The sequence below is a fragment of the Kitasatospora sp. NBC_01302 genome, assembly GCF_035976515.1.
In the GTDB taxonomy this organism is placed as follows: Bacteria; Actinomycetota; Actinomycetes; order Streptomycetales; family Streptomycetaceae; genus Kitasatospora.
Map to the genome: position 1 here is coordinate 4,497,849 of NZ_CP108404.1, position 18,093 is coordinate 4,515,941.

General features: G+C 74.5%; 18 protein-coding genes and 1 tRNA gene. 11 read left to right on the forward strand and 8 right to left on the reverse strand.

Going from position 1 to position 18,093, the window contains the following annotated elements; translation table 11 throughout:
- Positions 1 to 161 precede the first annotated feature (161 nt).
- A complete protein-coding gene (locus tag OG294_RS19330; RefSeq protein WP_327067756.1) occupies positions 162 to 950 on the forward strand; it encodes a LytR C-terminal domain-containing protein in 789 nt (262 codons plus the stop codon).
- Between the two features lie 82 nt (positions 951 to 1,032).
- On the opposite strand, the gene upp is transcribed toward OG294_RS19330, so the two are convergent.
- Positions 1,033 to 1,668 carry a uracil phosphoribosyltransferase gene (upp, locus tag OG294_RS19335; protein ID WP_327067757.1) on the reverse strand — a complete coding sequence of 212 codons (636 nt, stop codon included), beginning with the start codon at positions 1,666 to 1,668 and terminating at the stop codon, positions 1,033 to 1,035.
- Positions 1,669 to 1,775: 107 nt separating this feature from the next.
- Here upp and OG294_RS19340 point away from each other — a divergent pair, with 107 nt between their 5' ends.
- The 4 genes from OG294_RS19340 to OG294_RS19355 all read left to right on the forward strand — a co-directional run bounded on the left by OG294_RS19340 (position 1,776) and on the right by OG294_RS19355 (position 3,620).
- Entirely contained in the window at positions 1,776 to 2,033 is a 258-nt protein-coding gene (locus tag OG294_RS19340; RefSeq protein WP_327067758.1) for a hypothetical protein, read from the forward strand.
- A 283-nt stretch (positions 2,034 to 2,316) separates the two neighbouring features.
- Entirely contained in the window at positions 2,317 to 2,871 is a 555-nt protein-coding gene (locus OG294_RS19345) for a tRNA adenosine deaminase-associated protein (RefSeq protein ID WP_327067759.1), read from the forward strand.
- Between the two features lie 55 nt (positions 2,872 to 2,926).
- A complete protein-coding gene (gene tadA / locus OG294_RS19350) occupies positions 2,927 to 3,463 on the forward strand; it encodes a tRNA adenosine(34) deaminase TadA (protein WP_327067760.1) in 537 nt (178 codons plus the stop codon).
- 67 nt (positions 3,464 to 3,530) lie between these two features.
- Positions 3,531 to 3,620, forward strand: a tRNA-Ser gene (locus tag OG294_RS19355).
- A gap of 62 nt (positions 3,621 to 3,682) precedes the next feature.
- On the opposite strand, the gene OG294_RS19360 is transcribed toward OG294_RS19355, so the two are convergent.
- The 7 genes from OG294_RS19360 to OG294_RS19390 form a co-directional block, all read right to left on the reverse strand.
- A complete protein-coding gene (locus OG294_RS19360; protein WP_327067761.1) occupies positions 3,683 to 5,017 on the reverse strand; it encodes a protoporphyrinogen/coproporphyrinogen oxidase in 1,335 nt (444 codons plus the stop codon).
- On the reverse strand, positions 5,017 to 6,615 hold the full coding sequence (locus OG294_RS19365) for a class I adenylate-forming enzyme family protein (RefSeq protein ID WP_327067762.1): 1,599 nt from the start codon (positions 6,613 to 6,615) through the stop codon (positions 5,017 to 5,019). Before OG294_RS19365 ends, OG294_RS19360 begins: the two co-directional genes overlap by 1 nt.
- The gene (locus OG294_RS19370; RefSeq protein ID WP_327067763.1) at positions 6,612 to 7,574 is read right to left on the reverse strand and encodes a UbiA family prenyltransferase; all 963 of its coding nucleotides are present in this window, start codon (positions 7,572 to 7,574) and stop codon (positions 6,612 to 6,614) included. The genes OG294_RS19365 and OG294_RS19370 overlap by 4 nt, the downstream gene beginning before the upstream one ends.
- A 58-nt stretch (positions 7,575 to 7,632) precedes the next feature.
- The gene (locus tag OG294_RS19375; protein WP_327067764.1) at positions 7,633 to 8,454 is read right to left on the reverse strand and encodes a class I SAM-dependent methyltransferase; all 822 of its coding nucleotides are present in this window, start codon (positions 8,452 to 8,454) and stop codon (positions 7,633 to 7,635) included.
- Positions 8,455 to 8,534: 80 nt separating this feature from the next.
- Entirely contained in the window at positions 8,535 to 9,038 is a 504-nt protein-coding gene (locus OG294_RS19380) for a hypothetical protein (RefSeq protein ID WP_327067765.1), read from the reverse strand.
- 303 nt (positions 9,039 to 9,341) lie between these two features.
- Entirely contained in the window at positions 9,342 to 10,478 is a 1,137-nt protein-coding gene (locus OG294_RS19385) for a DegT/DnrJ/EryC1/StrS family aminotransferase (protein WP_327067766.1), read from the reverse strand.
- Positions 10,475 to 11,707, reverse strand: coding sequence for a DegT/DnrJ/EryC1/StrS family aminotransferase (locus tag OG294_RS19390; protein WP_327067767.1), 1,233 nt, complete (start codon positions 11,705 to 11,707; stop codon positions 10,475 to 10,477). Before OG294_RS19390 ends, OG294_RS19385 begins: the two co-directional genes overlap by 4 nt.
- Positions 11,708 to 11,963: 256 nt before the next feature.
- Here OG294_RS19390 and OG294_RS19395 point away from each other — a divergent pair, with 256 nt between their 5' ends.
- From OG294_RS19395 to OG294_RS19420, 6 genes are read left to right on the forward strand one after another with little or no spacing between them, the layout of a single operon-like run.
- On the forward strand, positions 11,964 to 12,998 hold the full coding sequence (locus OG294_RS19395) for a Gfo/Idh/MocA family oxidoreductase (RefSeq protein ID WP_327067768.1): 1,035 nt from the start codon (positions 11,964 to 11,966) through the stop codon (positions 12,996 to 12,998).
- Positions 12,988 to 13,977, forward strand: coding sequence for a sugar phosphate isomerase/epimerase family protein (locus OG294_RS19400; RefSeq protein WP_327067769.1), 990 nt, complete (start codon positions 12,988 to 12,990; stop codon positions 13,975 to 13,977). The genes OG294_RS19395 and OG294_RS19400 overlap by 11 nt, the downstream gene beginning before the upstream one ends.
- Positions 13,971 to 15,302 (forward strand): M20/M25/M40 family metallo-hydrolase, encoded by a 1,332-nt coding sequence (locus OG294_RS19405; RefSeq protein WP_327067770.1) that lies wholly within the window; start codon positions 13,971 to 13,973, stop codon positions 15,300 to 15,302. Before OG294_RS19400 ends, OG294_RS19405 begins: the two co-directional genes overlap by 7 nt.
- Positions 15,293 to 16,483, forward strand: coding sequence for an Ldh family oxidoreductase (locus tag OG294_RS19410; protein WP_327067771.1), 1,191 nt, complete (start codon positions 15,293 to 15,295; stop codon positions 16,481 to 16,483). The genes OG294_RS19405 and OG294_RS19410 overlap by 10 nt, the downstream gene beginning before the upstream one ends.
- Positions 16,480 to 17,448 (forward strand): Gfo/Idh/MocA family protein, encoded by a 969-nt coding sequence (locus OG294_RS19415; protein WP_327067772.1) that lies wholly within the window; start codon positions 16,480 to 16,482, stop codon positions 17,446 to 17,448. The genes OG294_RS19410 and OG294_RS19415 overlap by 4 nt, the downstream gene beginning before the upstream one ends.
- The gene (locus OG294_RS19420; RefSeq protein WP_327067773.1) at positions 17,445 to 17,870 is read left to right on the forward strand and encodes a DUF6917 domain-containing protein; all 426 of its coding nucleotides are present in this window, start codon (positions 17,445 to 17,447) and stop codon (positions 17,868 to 17,870) included. Before OG294_RS19415 ends, OG294_RS19420 begins: the two co-directional genes overlap by 4 nt.
- Positions 17,871 to 18,093: the final 223 nt, after the last annotated feature.

The window sequence follows — 18,093 nt, forward strand, 5'->3', positions numbered from 1 at the left end:
CGCCAAATGATGATCATTTATTACCTTCATCACGGGATGCGGACTAGGCTGCTGAACACGGCCGCACCCGCTGCGGACTCGACGTCCCCGCTGCCCCGCCGGCCGCTTCCGTCGCCCGTCGGCATGGCTGCCCTTCCTCCCAGGGGAGACAGACTGTGAGCATGTTGACCCCCCAGGGGTTGAAGGGGAAGCAGTTCCGGATCACCGGGACCAGCTATCCGCGGCTCGGCCCACCACCCCGGCGCGGTCGACGCGTCCTGGCGATCGTGGCCTCGGTGCTCGCGATGGCGCTCATCGCGCTGGGCGGGGTGCAGCTGGTCGACATCTTCACCGGCAAGGCGAAGCACACCGCCGCCCAGGCCTGCGCCAGTCCGCACCCCTCGGCCGCCGCCTCGCTCTCCGGCAAGCCGCTGGCCGCGCCCGCGCCGGGCGCCTCGGGCTCCCCCGGCGCCTCCGGTTCGCCCGGCTCGCCCGAGGCCTCCGGCTCGGCAGGCGCCTCCGGCTCCCCGGCCTCCGGCTCCCCCGCCGCGGGCAGTGCCGCCGCCGGCACGCCGTTGCCGGCCAGCACCGCCGTGCCGCAGCCGGGGGCCGTCACGGTCAACGTGCTGAACGCCACCGACAAGGCCGGGCTCGCGGCGCGCACCGCCGACGACCTGAAGAAGCGCGGCTTCACCGTGGGCAAGGTCGGCAACGCCCCGTCGGCGCTGGCGAAGAAGGTGCCCGGCACGGCCGAGCTGGTCGCCGGTCCCGCCGGCGCCGGCGCGGCCACGCTGCTCGGCGCCCAGGTCACCGGCGCGACCACGATGGCCGACGCCCGCACGGACGGCAGCGTCGACTTCGTGATCGGCGACGGCTACACCGCCCTGCTCGAGCCGGACGCCGCGGCGACCGCGCTGGCCGCGGCGCTCAAGCCGGTGCCGAGCCCCTCGCCGGTGCCGGGCAGCTGCTGAGCCGGTCCGCGGGACACGAGCGGACGACGAAGAGCGGTGCCCCCCGTCGAGGGGGGCACCGCTCTTCGTCGTCCGCTGTCGCTCAGCCGGCCGTGCCGTACAGCCGGTCGCCCGCGTCGCCCAGGCCCGGCACGATGTAGCCGTGCTCGTTGAGGCGCTGGTCCAGCGCGGCGGTGACCACGGTGACCGGCAGGCCGGCCAGCTCCTTCTCCATCACCTCGACGCCCTCGGGCGCCGCCAGCAGCACCACGGCCGTCACGTCGGTGGCGCCCCGGTCGATCAGCAGGCGGATCGCCGCGACCAGCGTGCCGCCGGTGGCGAGCATCGGGTCCAGCACGTAGACCTGGCGGCCCGACAGGTCGTCGGGCATCCGGGTCGCGTAGGTGGAGGCCTCCAGGGTCTCCTCGTTGCGGACCATCCCGAGGAAACCCACCTCGGCGGTCGGCAGCAGCCGGGTCATGCCGTCCAGCATGCCGAGCCCGGCCCGCAGGATCGGCACCACCAGCGGGCGCGGATAGCTCAGCCGGGTGCCGGTGGTGACGGCGACCGGCGTGGTGATCTCGACCTCGTCGGTCCGCACGTCCCGGGTCGCCTCGTAGGCGAGCAGGGTGACCAGCTCGTCGGTGAGGCGACGGAAGGTCGGGGAGTCGGTGCGCTCATCGCGCAGCGTGGAGAGCTTGTGGGCCACCAGAGGGTGGTCGACGACGTGGATCCGCATAACCCGACCTTAACGGCGTATCGGGCGCGGCGACGACCGCCGTGGCGCCAGCGGTCCCGTGGGACTCCTGTGGTATCAACACCCGACTTCTGGGAATGTCAGACCGTATGAACAGGAACCGGGGCCCGGTCGACGGACCCCCCGCGGAGCCTGCGGCGCATCCGAACACCGCGCCCCGGGCAGCCCCCGGCGAACCCGGCGACCCACCGCCCCCCGGCGAGACGCCGGCCGAGCGCCGCCGGCGCCGGGCCGTCTTCCTGCGCGAGCTCGCCGAGGCCCGCGAGCTGCGGGCCAGGGTGCAGCCGCGCAAGACCAAGGAGCGCCGGCTGCGCGAGGCGCTCCGCATGCGCACCTTCCGCACCTGACACGGCCCCGGGGCCCGCCACGGCGTTTCCCGCTGACCCGCCCGGCCGCGTGGGCACCCCGCGCCCGGGCGTTTCGCCGCCTGTTCGCCGACCGTTCACGGGTCGATCCCGGGTTTCCGACACGACCTGCGAAGACGCGCTGCCGAACACTCCCCGAGAGGGCTGGCTTTCTGTCACGATTCCGGTGGGACGGTCCGAACAGCGGACCGCCTCTGGTGCGGGGGCGGCCAGACCGCGTTCGCCCGAGATCGCCTACGGCCGAGACCATTTGGGAGTGTCCCTGGTGGCGTACTTCGCTGCAGTGCTTGCTCGCACCGAGGACGGGTGGGATGTGAGCGAGACCGAGTTGGACAACGTCGAAACCCTTGCCGATCTTGCCGACCTGGCACGCGAAGCGGCACTGGATGACGACACTGTGCTGGTGTTCATCGAACAGGAGGACGCGTGGTTCGCGGTCGTCCGGGTGGACGGCGAGGAGGATCCGCGGATCTTCGTCTCCGACGCCGCCGCCGCCGCGCGCAGCTCCTACGGGGACGTGGTCCTCACCGAGGAGCTGGTCGGCCGGGCCGGCGACAGCGAGTTCGACGACCTGGACAACCTGGTGACCGAGCTGGAGGACAGTGAGGACGCCGAGCTGTCCGACGACGAGGAGGCCCCGGTCACCGGCCCCGGCGGCGTCCCGGTCGGCCCGCTCGGCGACTCCGAACTGCTCAGCGAGTTCGGCGTCGCCGCCAAGGACCTGCTCGACCTCAGCGGCGAGGGTGCCGAGCCCGGCGACGCACTCGCCGAGATCGCCGACGCCCTGGGCTGCGCCGAGGTGCTGGAGGCGGTCCGCTAGCAGGAGCGGGGTCCGCGGGGTCGGGACGGGGCTGCCGGTGTCGGACACTGGTGGGATGCAGCCCCACCCCGACCTCGCGGACCGCCCGGCCACCCCCCGCCTCGCCCCCCTGCCGGCCCCGGTGCGCCCCGACCCGGTCCGCGACCGCTGGTCGGCCGCGATGCGCCTGGCCATCGCCGAGGCCGCGCTCGCCACCGGCACCGGCGACGTCCCGGTCGGCGCCCTCGTCCTCGGCCCCGACGGCACCGTCATCGGCCGCGGCCACAACGAGCGCGAGGCCGTGGGCGACCCCACCGCGCACGCCGAGGTCCAGGCCATCCGTCAGGCCGCCCAGGCCGTCGGCGAGTGGCGGCTGACCGGCTGCACCATGATCGTCACCCTGGAGCCCTGCACCATGTGCGCGGGCGCCATCGTGCTCTCCCGGCTCGACCGCGTGGTCTACGGCGCCCTCGACGAGAAGGCCGGGGCCGCCGGCTCCCTCTTCGACGTGATGCGCGACCGCCGTCTCAACCACCGCCCCGAGGTGATCCCCGGCGTCCTCGCCGACGACTGCGCCACCCAACTGCGCGCCTTCTTCGACACCCACCGCTGACCCCGCCCCTGCCCAGCCGCCCCAAAGGATTTCGTCTGGGCCCAGGGCGTCCGGTAGAGTCTCTCTCGGTAGCGTGTCCGAGCGGCCAAAGGAGCACGCCTCGAAAGCGTGTGTGGGGGCAACTCCACCGTGGGTTCGAATCCCACCGCTACCGCCAGAGATACGGCTGAGGGCCCCCAGGAGATTTCCTGGGGGCCCTCAGCCGTATCTGATCCCGGCTCACCCCGTGACCGCAGGTGCCGGGTCGGGGGAGAGGCGTTGGGCGGGGAGGTGGGCGGAGTGGGCGGCGGCTTCGCTGTTGGGGCGCAGGGTGAGCCAGTCGCCGGCGTAGTCGATGCGGCGGCGGGGGCGGGTCAGGAAGGCGGGGCGCAGGCGCAGGGCGGCGGGGGTGGCTTCGGGGAGGCCGTGGGGGTGGCGGAAGACATGGGCGGTGCGCAGCGTGGCGGTGAGGCCGGGCAGGAAGCGCTCGGCCTCGGTGACGGCGGTGGCGACGACCTCGGCGTCGGGGGCGCCCAGCAGGTCGGGCACCGCCCAGGGGGCGAGCAGCAGGCTGACCATGCCCCGCCCGGGCGGCACGCGTCCGGCGGCCTTGAGGTGGTCCAGGATCGCGCCGCCCACCACCCGGCTCTCGGTGGCGGGGATCAGCAGGCCGCAGCTGGGGCTGCGGGTGGGTGAGGGCAGCGGGCTGTCCAGCAGGCAGGCCACCTTGAGCATCGGGGTGTAGCTGCTGGCGGTCAGGTACGGGCGCTCCTCCGCGGGCAGGCCCGGGTGGACCGCGAGCACCTGCGGCGCGGGCATCGCCAGCACCGCCTGCCGGGCGCTGACCGTGCGGCCGTCGGCGAACTCCAGCACCACCGCGTCGGGGCGCTCGACGATCTGGGTCAGGACGGCGCCGGTGGTGACCGGCAACCGGTCGGCGAGCCGGCGGGCCAGGGTGTCCATGCCGTCCCGGTAGGTCAGCCAGCGGGCACCGACCCCGCCGGTGGCGGCCAGCATCGCGGCCATCGGGCCGATCGCCGAGCGCTCGCAGTCCCAGCCGAAGAAGCCGCCGGCCAGCGGCTGGAGCAACGCGTCGTGCAGGTCGGGGTGGTAGCGCCGGGCGAGTTCGCCGACCGTCAACTCGCCGAAGGCGGTGCTGTCCGGGCGCCCCCGGTGGATCGCCCGGTTCGCCGCGGCGCCGAAGCGCAGCAGGTCCAGGCGCCCGCGCAGCGACATGCCGGCGCCGGTGAGCAGGCCGAGCGGGCGGCCGGCGTGGGCGTGCGCGCGCCCGCCGCGCCACAGCGCGTAGGAGTGCTCGATCGGCAGCACCTGGGTCGCGGGCAGAGCGCAGGCGCGGATCAGCTCCCAGGTGGCGTCGTAGCCGCGCAGCGCGATGGTCTCGGCACCCTCGTCGATCAGGTAGCCGTCGTGCCGGCTGGCGGCCATCCGGCCGCCGACCCGCGCGGTGGCCTCGAAGACCCGCACCTCGCGTCCGGCCGCGGCCAGCCGGTGCGCGGTGGCCAGGCCCGCGATGCCCGCGCCGACCACTGCCACGTCCAGTTCGGTACCGCTCATCAGGTCCACCTCCCGGTGCCGTGCGCGGCGACCCCCGCCAGGTAGCGGCTGCGCAGTTGGAGCCGGCAGACCTTGCCGGTGCCGGTGCGGGGCAGCGCGTCCCAGCCGAGCAGCAGCGGCTCGGCCAGCGGCGGCAGGTCGCGCACCGCGTGCTGCCAGCGTCGTGGGTCCAGTTCGCCGTCCCGGGTGACCAGCACCGGCAGCGGAGGGCGCCCCTCGCCCGCGGCCAGCACCACGGCCTCCGCCAGCTCGGGCAGCCGGTCGTGCAGGACGTCCTCCAGCTCGACGCAGCTCAGCCCGGGGATCATGTCCACCTCGCGGTCCAGCAGCCGCAGGCTGCCGGTGCGGGTGCGCACCCCGAGGTCGCCGGTGTTGAACCAGCCTTCGGTCAGCTTGGCCTGCCAGCGCTCCGGTTCCCCTTCGTACCCGGTGCACAGCCCGGGAGTTCGGGTCAGCACGACGCCCGGCTCACCGCGCCGCACCGGGCGCAGCGTCTCGGGGTCGACCACCCGCAGGCGGACCCAGCCGGGCATCGGGCGGCCCAGGTCGCGGGTGGTGGGGTGGCGCTGCTCGCGCTCGGCCACCGAGCGCCGGGTCAGCACCCGGAAGGTGAGCGGGCCGGTCTCGGTCTGCCCCAGTCCCTGCACCCAGATCGGCCGCTTGCGCCGGGAGGCGGCCAGGAAGTCCCGCACGGTGGGCGGGTGGACCGCGTCGAAGGTGCTGATGCACAGCCGCAGGTCACCGAAGGGCGTGTCCGGTTCGGCGGCGAGCGGCTGCCAGCGCATGTAGGTGGCCGGCAGCGCCTCCAGCACGGTGGGCCGGTGTGCCCGCAACAGCGGTGCGGCAAGCGACGGTTCGGCGTCGGCGAGGACCAGCACGGTGCGCGGCCTGGCCCACAGCGCGGAGATCGACCAGGAGACGGCCCGCCCGTGCGCGAAGGCGATCGCACTGGCCGCGGTGTCCTCGCGGCGGATGGAGACCACCGGCCAGCGGTGCGCCTCGATTCCGGTGAGGCGGCGCACCAGGCTGGTGGTGGAGTGGACCACCAGCTTGGGCAGCCCGGTGGTGCCGGAGGTGTGGTTGATCACCAACGGCGCGTCGTCCGGCCGGCGGTGGACGGCGGGCACCGCGCCGCCGCGCAGCGTGTCGAGCGCGACGGCCCCGGCTGCGGGGCCGTCCAGGCTGAGCGTGCGCACCCCGTGGGCACTGCCGCCGAGCGCCAGGGTGTAGCGGTCGGAGATCAGCAGGACGGGCTTCAGGCGGTCCAGCAGCACGGCCAGTGCCGCGGGGTCGAGCCGGTCGGAGAGGAGCGCGGGCACCGCGCCGATCCGCATCGCGGCGGCGGCCAGCAGCGCGTAGTCCCAGTGGTTGCGCTTGTGGATCGCCACCCGGTCGCCGGGGCGGACCTTGGCGGCGGTCAGCACCGCGGACATCTCCCGGACCAGGTCCGCCAGTTGCGGGATCGTCCAGCTGCAGCCGGCCTCCGGGGCCAGGTCCAGCGGCCGGCTGAGCCGCACCACGGTGGGCGAGCCGCGCTCGGCCAGGATCTCGAAGAGCGGTCCGGGATCGAGCGGCCGCGGTCCCCCCAGGAGCCTCATGCCACACCGCCGTTGACCAGGCAGGCGACCACCAGCAGGCCGGTGCAGACCCGGTGGGCGCGGATGCCCAGCCGACGGGCCCGCAGCACCTCGCCGGCCAGCACGCCGAGCGTGAACTGGCTTGCCCGCAGGGCGATCACCGGCGCCATCAGGCCCGCGAACCACCAGGGCGCCAGGCCGGTCAGCGAGGGCACCACCAGCAGCGCCGCCTCCAGCAGCGAGAGTGCGGCGATGAAGGCCGCGTTCCCGCGCGGGGAGGTCAGCACGGCGACGGTCGGGCGCCCCACCGCGCGGTCGCCCGCGATGTCGTTGATGTTGGAGTAGACCCCGAAGAGCAGCGGGCCCAGACCGAAGACCAGGCCCTGGACCAGCACGAAGGAGCCGATCCGCCCCGTGGTCAGGCCGTAGGGGGCGAGCACGAACACCCAGCCGTAGAAGGCCAGCAGGAACTCCTGCCAGCCGTGGTAGCTGAGCTTGAGCCACCACGAGTACTGGAAGCCGGCGAAGGCGCAGGTCAGCACGGCGAGCACCGCCCAGCCGGGCCGCGCGGGCGCCAGCAGCAACGCGCCCGTCCAGCAGGCGAACTGGAACGCGATGGCCAGCCAGGCGAACCGCACCGCCTGGGCCTCGCCGAGGCTGCCGGCGATCAGCGGCTTGCGGGCCAGCCGCCGGGCGGGTGCGTCGGGGCCGTAGCTGGTGGCGTCGCTGCCGTCGCGGTAGCCCGTCACGTCGTCGAACGAGCACCCGCCGGCGAACATCGCCACACCGCCGGCCAGGAAGAGCAGCAGGGTGCCGGCGCCGTCGGCGGTCAGCAGGTGGGCGGGCAGCACCATCGCGAGCAGCAGCGGGGTGGCGAGGTAGTAGTCGTAGATGTCGAGCTTGGCGAGCCGGGCGTAGGCCCGCCAGGAGGCGGCCGGCCGGGGCCGGTAGCCGGGGGCAAGGACGGGGGCGTCCAGCAACGGAGGTCCTCTCCGCGCGCCGGGACGGGCGCACTGGGGGGGGTGGCGGGGACGTGGGTCAGCGCGGTCGGCGGGCGTGCACGGAGTAGACCACCGGCGACACCGCCCGGAACTCCGGATGCCGCATCACCGTGCGCACCTCGTCGAGCTGACTCTCCGTCATGCCCTGCGCGAGCAAGCGCTCCCGCAGGCCGTCGAGGTGGCTGACCAGCAGCTCCAGGCCGGGGTGTCCGGCCTGCCAGAGCACCACCCGGGGCTGCGGGTCCAGGTCGGTGAAGCCCGCCTCGCGCAGCTGCGCGGGACACTCGCGCCCCCAGACGGCGCGGCCTCCGGCAGCGTCGAAGAGCCGGGCCTTGGCGGCGAGGAAGCGTTCGTAGAGCTCGGCCGATCCGGCGTCCGGGGCCAGCAGCACCGGACCGTAGGAGACGTCGAACTCGTCGATCTGCAGCCAGCCACCGGGTCGTAGCGCGGTCAGCAGCCGGGCCAGCACGGCGCGGCGCTCCGGCAGGTGCTGCAGCACCAGGCGGGCGTGGATCAGGTCGAACGCGGCCTGGGGCAGCGGATCGTGGACGATGTCGTGGCGCTCGGCCACCAGGCCGGGGTGCGAGGGGATCCGCCGGATGTCCAGGTCGGTGGCCAGCACCCGGCCGGTTGGACCGACCCGGTCGGCCAGCCAGCGCGCCACGCTGCCGTTGCCGGCACCGATCTCCAGACAGTGCCAGCCCTCACCGACGCCGGTGGCGGACAACCGCTCGATGGTGAACGGGTCGTAGGCGGCGGCCAGGCAGGCGAACTGGGCGACCGGGTGGTCGCTGGAGTTGTCGAAGGCGTAGCCGGGCCCGGCTACGAAAGCGGGGGCCGGATCGAGCAACTGGGTCATCGGGGCTTCCTCATCGGGGCACGGTGACAAGCGGCGGGGAGCCGTCGACGGATCGACGACTCCCCGTGACCGACCTGGGGTCAGCTGAAGTTCAGGTCGTAGACACCCTGAGCGCGCGGCTGGAACCTGGCCTCGCCGGTGATGCCCTCGTAGGCGCGGGTGCCACCGTTGACCACACCGGTGAAGGCGTTCTCGTCCGGCGCGGCGGCGTTGTCACTGATCGGCAGGACGGCGCTGAAGGAGATCTCGCCCTGGCCGTTGATCCGCACCGAACCGGTGCAGAACGCGGTGTCGGAGTTGGCGTTGATGACGTCCTTGGCGCACAGGTCGTACGCGGTGCCGATGACGTTGCCGTTGGTGTCCTTGACCCGAGCGGTGCCGCCGAAGGCGCTGCCGGTCGACTGGGGAGCCGAGGTCTCGTCATTGGTGCCCGAGAAGTCCAGGGTGAGTGCCTGGACGGGCGCCACCCGCTTGGCCGGCGCGTTGTCCGCCAGGGCCGGGATGCTGAACGCGCCAACCGTACCGACCACCAGACCGGCGACCGCCAGGGCGACGGTGCGCTTGGTCGTGACGACTCGCTGCATGGATCCTCCTAGGACGCATCGGGCCGGGTGCCCGAACTCGGCGCCAGTTGATCACAAGCAGGCATCAATAGGTCACGCTCCGTGGCGCAGGCGGGTCGCCGTGGCACACCGGCCGCCCGCCCTTGCGCCCCAAGGGATCTTGGTCCGGAGAGTTACGCGGAAGCAGCCGTTCGGGCGGCCACGGGCATCACCCGATCGGGGAATGATCTTCACTCGTTCAGTGGCGTCGGAGCAGGCCGCACCAGCAGCACCGGATCAACTCCGGCCACTGCTCCGACTTTTGGCGCCACGCACCAACTGGCATCAGCTGAACGGGAAATCACACACCGCATCGGCGATCCGTTCGGTCTGACTATCCGTCAAATGTGGATAGACCGGGATCGACAGTGCCCGTTCGGCCACTCGGTCGGCGGCCGGCCAGGTCTCCCCCGGGCGGACCAGGGGCGCAAAGGCCGGCTGGCGGGGCAGCGCCTGCGGGTAGTAGGCGTGCGAGGCGATGCCGCGCCCGGCCAGGTGGTCGCGCAGCGCGTCCCGCCGCTCCGCGAGCAGCGTGTAGACGTAGTAGCAGCGGCCCTCGGTGCCGGGCGGCGGGGGCAGCACACCGCGCTCGGCCAGCGGGGCGAACCGCTCGGTGTAGTAGGCGGCGATCTCGGCCCGCCGGGCCAGCCGACCGGCCAGGCCCGGCAGGCGGTGTCGCTGGAAGGCGGCCTGCACCTCGTCGAACCGGCTGTTCCAGCCGATCCGGTGGTGCCGGAAGCGGCTCTTCCCGTCCTGGCCGTGGTTGCGCAGCATCCGCGCCAGCCGGCCCAGTTCGGGGTCCCGGGTGACGACCACGCCGCCCTCGCCGGGCATCCCGAAGGTCTTCACCTGGACGAAGGAGTACACCCCCGCCTCGCCCCACAGCCCGGCCGGACGCCCCGCCAGCACCCCGCCCTGGGCCACCGCCGAGTCCTCCAGCAGGCGCAGCCCGTACCGTTCGGCCAGCGCCGCGATCGCGGGCATGTCCGCCATCACGGAGAACAGGTGCGCCGGCATCAGCGCCTTGGTGCGCGGGCCGATCCGCTGCTCCATCGCCGCCGGGTCGACCACCATGGTCCACGGGTCCACGTCGGCGAAGACCGGGCGCGCGCCCACGCTCAGCACGCTGGAGGCCAGCGGCGCGCAGCCGAACGCCGGCACCACCACCTCGTCGCCCGGGCCGATCTGCATCGCGGTCAGCACCAGGGTCAGCGCCGCGGTCCCGCTGCCGCAGGCGACCACGTCCGCCGCGCCGAGCTGTTCGGCCAACTCCCGCTCCAGCAGCGCGGTCTGCTCGCCGAGGATGAACCGCTGGGACGCACTGGTGCCGCTCTCGCGCAGCAGGTGCAGCAGCACCTCGCGGTCGCCCTCGAACAGGTCGGGCGGGAAGAACGGGATCCGGGCCAGTTCGGTGGTGGTCACGCGGCGCCTCCGGTGCGGCTGGGCTCGTCGGGGTAGCGGTGTTCGTCGGCGTAGAAGTCACGGATCAGGCCGCAGACGGTGTCGACCTCGCCCAGGCTCAGCTCCGGGTACAGCGGCAGCGCCAGGGTGCGCCGACAGGCGGCCTCGGCCACCGGGAACTCGCCCGCGCGGTGGCCGAGTTCGGCGAAGCACGGCTGGAGGTGGAGCGGCGAGGGGTAGTAGACCTCGGTCTCCACGCCGTGCCCGGCGAGGTGGGCGGCCAGCTCGTCGCGGCGCTCGGCCTCGATCAGGTAGACGTAGAAGACCTGCCCCGCCACCCCGCCGACCTTCGGCCGGCGCAGCACCCCGGGCAGCTCGGCCAGCCGCTGGTCGTAGGCGGCGGCGAGGTCGGCGCGGCGGGCGATGTCCTCGTCCAGCCGGGTGAGTTTGGCGAGCAGCACGGCGGCCTGCAGGTCGTCCATCTTGCTGTTGAACCCGGGCAGCGAGGTACTGGTGTTGATCGCCGGGAAGTTGCCGATGGTCCGGCCCAGCCGGCCGTGGTGGCGCAGCGCGTCGACGGTGCGGGCGATCTCCTCGTCGTCGGTGAGCACCGCGCCCGCGTCACCGATCGCGCCCAGCGTCTTGGTCGGGAAGAACGAGAGCACCCCGCCCGCCCCGAACAGGCCCGCGTGCCGCCCGTCCTGGCGCATCCCGATCGCCTCGGCGCTGTCCTCCACCACGGTCAGGCCGTGCCGGGCGGCGAAGGCGCCGATCGCGCGGACGTCGGCCGGCCGGCAGAAGAGGTGGACCGGCATGACGAACCTGGTCCGCGCGGTCAGCCGCGCCTCCAGCGCGGCCGGATCCAGCGCGTAGGTCACCGGGTCGATGTCGGCGAAGACCGGCCGCCCGCCCGCCAGTACCACCGAACTCGCCGAGGCCACGAAGCTGAAGGCCGGCACCAGCACCTCGTCACCGGGGCGCAGCCCGGCCGCCCGCAGCAGCAGGACCAGTGCGTCCGTGCCGCTGTTCACCCCGATCACGTGCCGGGCGCCGGTGTACCGGGCCAGCTCCTGCTCCAGGCGCTCGACCTGGCGGCCGTGCGAGAACTTGCCGTCGTCCAGCACCTCCACGGCGTGCCGCTCGATCAGCGGCCAGAGCTGCTCGAAGCTGCGGGCCTGGGTGAAGAAGGGCACCGGACGGGCGCCGCCGGCCTGTCGGGGCAGGCCGGCGGCGGTGACGGGACTGGACAACGCTCCCCCAGGGATCGGGTGGTGGTTCGGGTGATCGGCTGCGCGCGGTGGTGGCGCGATCCGCACGAGGGCCCGAGGCTACGTCAACTGACCGGCGCCATACCGTCAAAAGAGTGCTTATTAGGGGTAAACCACTCTTTCGTGAAGGAACACCCCAAAGCGAATTGACTTTCCGTCAGCATGATCGGCACGCTGACGCCGGATCGCTGGACCGGCCCGCCAGCCCGCAGGCCGCGAGCAAGGAGGACACCGCGCGATGTTCCGCACGCTCATCGTCGGCCTCGGCCGCGCCGGCGCCGGGCTGCACCTGCCCGTACTGCGCCGACTGCGGCACGAGGGCGTCTCCGCGTTCGCACCGCAGCCCATCCTCGCGGTGGACCCCGGGCGCACCAGCCCCCCGGACCCGGCCGAGGTCACGCTGGCCGCCTCGCTCCCCGCCGCCCGCCGGCTGCTCGACCCCGCGCACACCGTGGTCCACCTCTGCACCCCACCCCGGCGGCGGGCCGACCTGGTCGCCGAACTGGCCGACCTGGGCTTCTACCGGCTGATCATCGAGAAGCCGCTGGCCGCCGACACCGCCGACCTGGACAGGCTCGCCGAACTCGTGCACGAGCGGCGGCTGCAGGTCTCGGTGGTCGCCCCCTGGCTCGCCAGCACGCTCACCGACCGGCTGGAACAACTGGTCCGCGGCGGCGAGTTCGGCGCACTGCGACGGATCACGGTGCGCCAGCACAAGCCCCGGTTCCGCCGCACCCTGGCCACCCACGGCCACCCCACCGCCTTCGACATCGAGATCCCGCACGCGCTCGGCGTCGCCCTGCTGCTGGCCGGCGACGGCGAGGTCACCGCGGCCGGCTGGCACGACCTGCGGGTCGGCGGCCAGGTCCGCCCGCTGCTCGGCGGCGCCCGCCTCCAGCTGGCGCACCACGGCGGGGTGCGCACCGAGATCGTCTCCGACCTCACCTCCCCGGTCCGCGAGCGCCGGATCACGCTGCGCTTCGCACGCGGCACCGCGATCGGCCACTTCCCCGGCAGCGCCGACGATGAGTACGCCCAACTCCGGCTGGCCGGACGGAAGCTGCACGGCCACGAGGTGTTCGCCGACGACGCGCTCGGCAGCTACCTGGCCCGCACCTACCGCCGCTTCCTGCGCGGCCCGCTGCCGCCCGAGGCCGAATTCGACGGGCACCTGCGGGCGGTGCGCCTGCTGAGCGAGGCCAAACGGCTCAGCGGCGCCGACCTGCTGACCGAACCGATCGCGACCCCAAGGGAGTTGTCCTGTGTCCACTGAACTCTCCGATGAGCTCTCCCGCGAGCCCGCCGGGCCGCGCGCCAGCAGCCACGCACCCCCCGCGGCCGGCGGCGCCGCCACGGCCCGCCGGATCGACTACTGCGGGATCACCGACGAGGCCGCCGTCGATCTGGCCGGCCAACTCGCCGCCACCCGTGAACTGGGCTGGCGTGCCGTCGAACTGCGCACCGTCGACGGCCAGCCGATCGACCTGCTGAACGGACCCGCCTTCGCCCGTACCGCCGCCCGGATCGCCGAGGCAGGCCTGAGCGTCCCGGTCATCGCCTCCCGGATCGGCGGCTGGTCGCGCCCGGTCAGCTGCGACCTGAACCAGGAGCTGGCCGAACTCGCGGTGCTGGCCGACCGCTGCGCGGTCCTCGGCGCCCGCTACCTGCGGATCATGTCCTACCCCAACGACGGCCTGAGCGAGCTCGACTGGGAGCGTGAAGTACTGCGCCGCATCCGGGTGCTGGCCCGGCACGCGGGCGAGCGGGGCCTGGTCCTGCTGCACGAGAACTGCGCCGGCTGGGCGGGCGCCGACGCCGGACGGGCGCTGCGGCTGCTGGAGGCGGCCGGCGCCGAGTCCTTCGGCCTGCTCTTCGACACCGGCAACGGTGCGGCCCACGGCTACCGAGCGCTCGACCAACTCCGCACGCTGGCACCCTATGTGAAGCACGTCCAGATCAAGGATGCGGTGGCCGGCCCGGAGCGTCCGAGCTACACGCTGCCCGGCGCGGGCGAGGCCGGCGTCGCGCAGTGCCTGCGGCTGCTGCTGGACACCGGCTACGCGGGCCACTTCTCGATCGAGCCGCACCTGGCCGTCCGCCCGCACGAGCACCACCGGGCCGGACCCGCCGAGTGCCGCTCCTCCTTCGCCGCCGCCGGTCAGGCCCTGCGCACCCTGGTCGAAGGGCTGGTGGGCGATGACGCGGCGCCGTGGCGCTGCACGGCGGCGGGCCTGGAGCTCCTCCCGTGCTGACCGCGACCGACCACCAGCTGCTGCTCGACCTCCTCGAACTGCCCACCGCCGGACCGCTGGAGGCCCCCGGCCTGCCGTCGCGGCTCTGGGACGCCCAGCGCGCCTACGCCGGGGCCGCCGCCGAGCTGGGCTTCGAGGTGCTGCACCACGCCGCGCCCGCGCCCGCCTGGGCCGAGCTGCCCGACGTCCCGCTGCCCGTGCGCAGCCGCGCCGCCGATCCGGGCTTCCTGGCCGAGCAGCCGAGCCTGGTGCTGCGGCTGGGGCCGGCGGCAGCACGCGAACGCACGGTGATGTTCAACGTCCACCTGGACACCGTGGCCGGGCAGCAGCCGGTGCACCGCGACGGCGACACCTACTACGGCCGCGGTGCGGTGGACGCCAAGGGCCCGGCCGTCGCCCTGCTCGCGGGCCTGCGGGCCGCGCTGGCCGAGCGCCCCGGGCTGGCCCGGCGCACCACCGTGCTGGTGCAGGCGGTGTCCGGTGAGGAGGGCGGCGCCCTCGGCACGCTGGGCACCCGCCCGCTGGTGGCGGCCGGGCACTACGGCCGGCTCAACGTCTTCTGCGAACCCACCGGCAACCGTGCGCTCACCCGCTGCACCGCCGCGATGACCGCCCGGATCGAGGTGGCGGGCCAGGACGCGGTGGACGACCAGCCGGCCGCCGGGCACAACGCCACCGTGCTGCTCGGCTTCCTCGCCCAGCACCTGGCCGCCTCGATCACCCCCGGCGCCGGGCGGCTCTGCGTGGCCGGACTGCACACCGGCCGCCTGCACAACCGGGTCTACGGCCAGGGCGAGCTGCTGCTCAACCTCGCCTACCCGGACCCGGCCACCGCCGAGCGCCTGGAGCGGGCGGTGGCCGAGGGCCTGGCGGCGGGCCTGCGGGCGTTCGCCGAGAAGTTCGCCGCCAACCCGCTGCTGGCCCGCACCGCCGTGGACGCCGCCGCGATCACCAGCCTGCACTGGCTCAAGCGCGGCCTGCCCGCCCTCGCCGAGCAGCGCGCCGTCGAACCGTGGCTGCCCCACCTGCTGGACGCCGCCCAGGTCGCCGCCTGGCCCGCCGCCGAGCCCGGCTTCACCTGCGACGCGATCTGGCTGGCCGACCGCCCGGGTACCGCCACCGTGGTGCTCGGGCCGGGCTCGCTGGAGGGGAACAACGCGCACGCGGAGGGCGAGTTCGTCCGGGTCGAGGAGCTCACCGCCTTCGCCCGCGCGGTCGCCGGCCTGCTGCTCGCCTTCGACGGCACCAGCGACCCCACGGATCCCAGGACCACCGCACCCGCACTCCCCCACCCCGCCCAGGAGGCCCGTCCCGTATGCAGCTGACGCCCCCACTGGCCACACCCCCCGCCCTGCTGGAAGGCGACGGCGCCCGGATCGGCGCACCGCGCGCCGCCGCTCCGGGCGTCCTGGTCCGCTACCCCGAACTGCTGCGCTTCACCGCCGAGGTCCTCACCGGCCGCGGCCTGCCCGCCGCCCGGGCCACCACCGCCGCCGAGGCGCTCTGCTACGGCGACCTCACCGGCCTGACCTCGCACGGCCTGGTCAACCTCACCCGCCTCTACCTCCCGCTGCTGGACGAGGGCCGGGCCGACCCCGCGGCCGAGCCCGAGCCGCTGGCCGACCGCGGCGCCGCCGTCCTGCTGGACGACCGGCGGGCGCTCGGCCTCTGGTCGGCCTCGGCCGCGATGGACCTGGCGATCGAGCGGGCCACCGCCCACGGCATCGGGCTGGTCTCGGTGCGCGGCGCCACCCACCTGGGCTGCGCCGGCTTCCACACCCGGCGGGCCGCCCGCCGCGGCCTGGTGGGGCTGCTGGCCGCCAACTGCGGCCGCCAGCGGATCGCCCGGCCGCCGGGCGGTCGCCTGGCGATGCTCGGCACCAACCCGCTCTCCGTGGCCGCCCCGAGCGGCGGGCCGCACCCGTTCGTGCTGGACATGAGCACCACCGCGGTGCCCACCGGGCGGGTGCGGGCCGCCGCCCGGGCCGGGCAGCAGATCCCGCCGGGCTGGCTGGCCGACCAGGACGGCGCCCCGGTGACCGACCCCGGCGCCTTCGACCGGGGCGAGGCGCACCTGCTCTGGCTCGGCAGCCGCCCGGAGACCGGCGCGTTCAAGGGGTACGGGCTGGGCCTGGTGGTCGAGGTGCTCGGCGCGCTGCTGGCCGGCGCGGGGCTCGGCCCGGAACCGGCCGCACTGGCCGGCGACGGCGGCCCGGCGGGCCGCGACGACGACATCGGCTACCTGGCGCTGGCCATCGACCCCGGCGCGCTGCGCGACGGGGCGGACTTCGGCCGGCAGGCGGCCGTGCTCTTCGGCACCCTGCTGGACTGCCCGCCGGTGGACCCCGCCCACCCGGTGACCTACCCGGGCCACCCCGAGGGCGAGCTGGCGGACCGCCAGCTGCGCGAGGGTGTGCGCCTCTCGCCCGCCCGGTTCGCCGAGCTGACCGACCTGGCCCAGGCCACCGGCCTGACCGCCCCCAAGCCGATCGGAGGAACCCCATGACCGGCTCCCGCCCGCTGGCCGTGATCGGCCTTGGCGTGATCGCCAAGTTCTACCTGGCCGCCATCGAGGCCGACCCGTCCTTCACCCTGGCCGCCGTCTGCGACCGCGACGAGGCCGCGCTGGCCTCCTCCCGCGCGGCCGGCGTCCCCGCCTACCGCGACCACCGGGAGCTGCTGGCCGCCCACCGGGAGCTGGCCGGGGTGATCGTCACCGTCCCCAACGACGCGCACGCCGCGCTCTGCCGCGACCTGCTCGCCGCCGGGCTGCCGATCTGCGTGGAGAAGCCGCTGGCGACCGAGGTCGCCGAGGCCCGGGCGCTGACCGCGATGGCCGCCGAGCGCTCGGTGCCGCTCTTCACCGCCTTCCACCGCCGCTACAACAGCCAGACCCTGGAGCTGGCCGCGGCCTGTTCGGGCGCGCCGATCAGCAGCATCCGGGTGCGCTACCTGGAGAAGATCGAGGAGCACGTCGGCCCGGACCGCTGGTACCTGGACCCGGCCCGGTGCGGCGGCGGCTGCGTGGCCGACAACGGCCCGAACGCCTTCGACCTGGTCCGGCTGCTCTTCCGGGACACCGGGCTGAGCGTGGTGCGGGCGGCGATCGAACGCGACGGCGCGGGGCTGGACCGGCAGGCGGTGATCGACCTGATCACCGACGGGCCCTCGCCGCGCCGCGCCAAGGTCGAGCTGGACTGGTCCTACCCCGGCGAGGTGAAGGACATCGAGGTCACGCTGGCCGACGGGCAGCTGCTGCGGGCCGACCTGCTGGCCGGCCACACCGGCTTCAAGGCCTCGCTCTGGCACGAGTACCAGGGCATCCTCACCGCCTTCGGCAGCGCGCTGCAGCGCCCCGGCAGCCACCGGGACGGCGGCCTGGCCGCCCTCGAACTGGTCGCGGCGGCCTACCGGCTGGACCGCGACACCGCCACCCACGTGTTCCGCCCGGCCGTTCAGGAGGCGCCGTGACCCCCGTACAGGTCTCCCCCCGCCAGGAGGACGGCGCCAAGCGCGCGGTCGCCGGCGAGCTGGTGAAGGTGCTGGTCCACCGCCGCGAGGACCGCGGCATGACGGTGGAGCCTTACGCGAGCCGCTGCGTGCGGGCCGGCGAGCTGCACGAGCTGGTCAGCACCGACGTGGCCGACGGCACCCCGGGGGCCCGGGTGGACCGGGTGGGGTTCCTGGGCTTCACCGAGATCTCGCGCGCGGGGGTGATCGACCGCGGCGACACGGTGTGGATCGGCGGCCGCCCGGTGGGCACGGTGCTCGGCTTCGACGCCTGCCACTTCCCCAACCACTACAACATCCTGATCAGCACGGGTGAGCCGGTGACCGGTGAGGAGCTGGGGCTGGCCCCGGAGGCCGAGGTGCGCTTCACCCAGCAGATCTGAGCCGCAGGAGGAGACGAGGTGGGGGGAGCGGTCCCGGGGGGACGGACCGCTCCCCCGGCGGAGGTCCCACAACCGGCGCCTCGCGGGGGAAACCACGGCGCCCGGTCCCACAGCGGGGAACTCCGGACCCACGCACCGCGGACTCCTGCCAGATCCCCGGTACACCGTCCATCCTGCCGCGCGGCGGGGCGCCGGGCATCCGCACAAGGACCTCAGCGCCAGG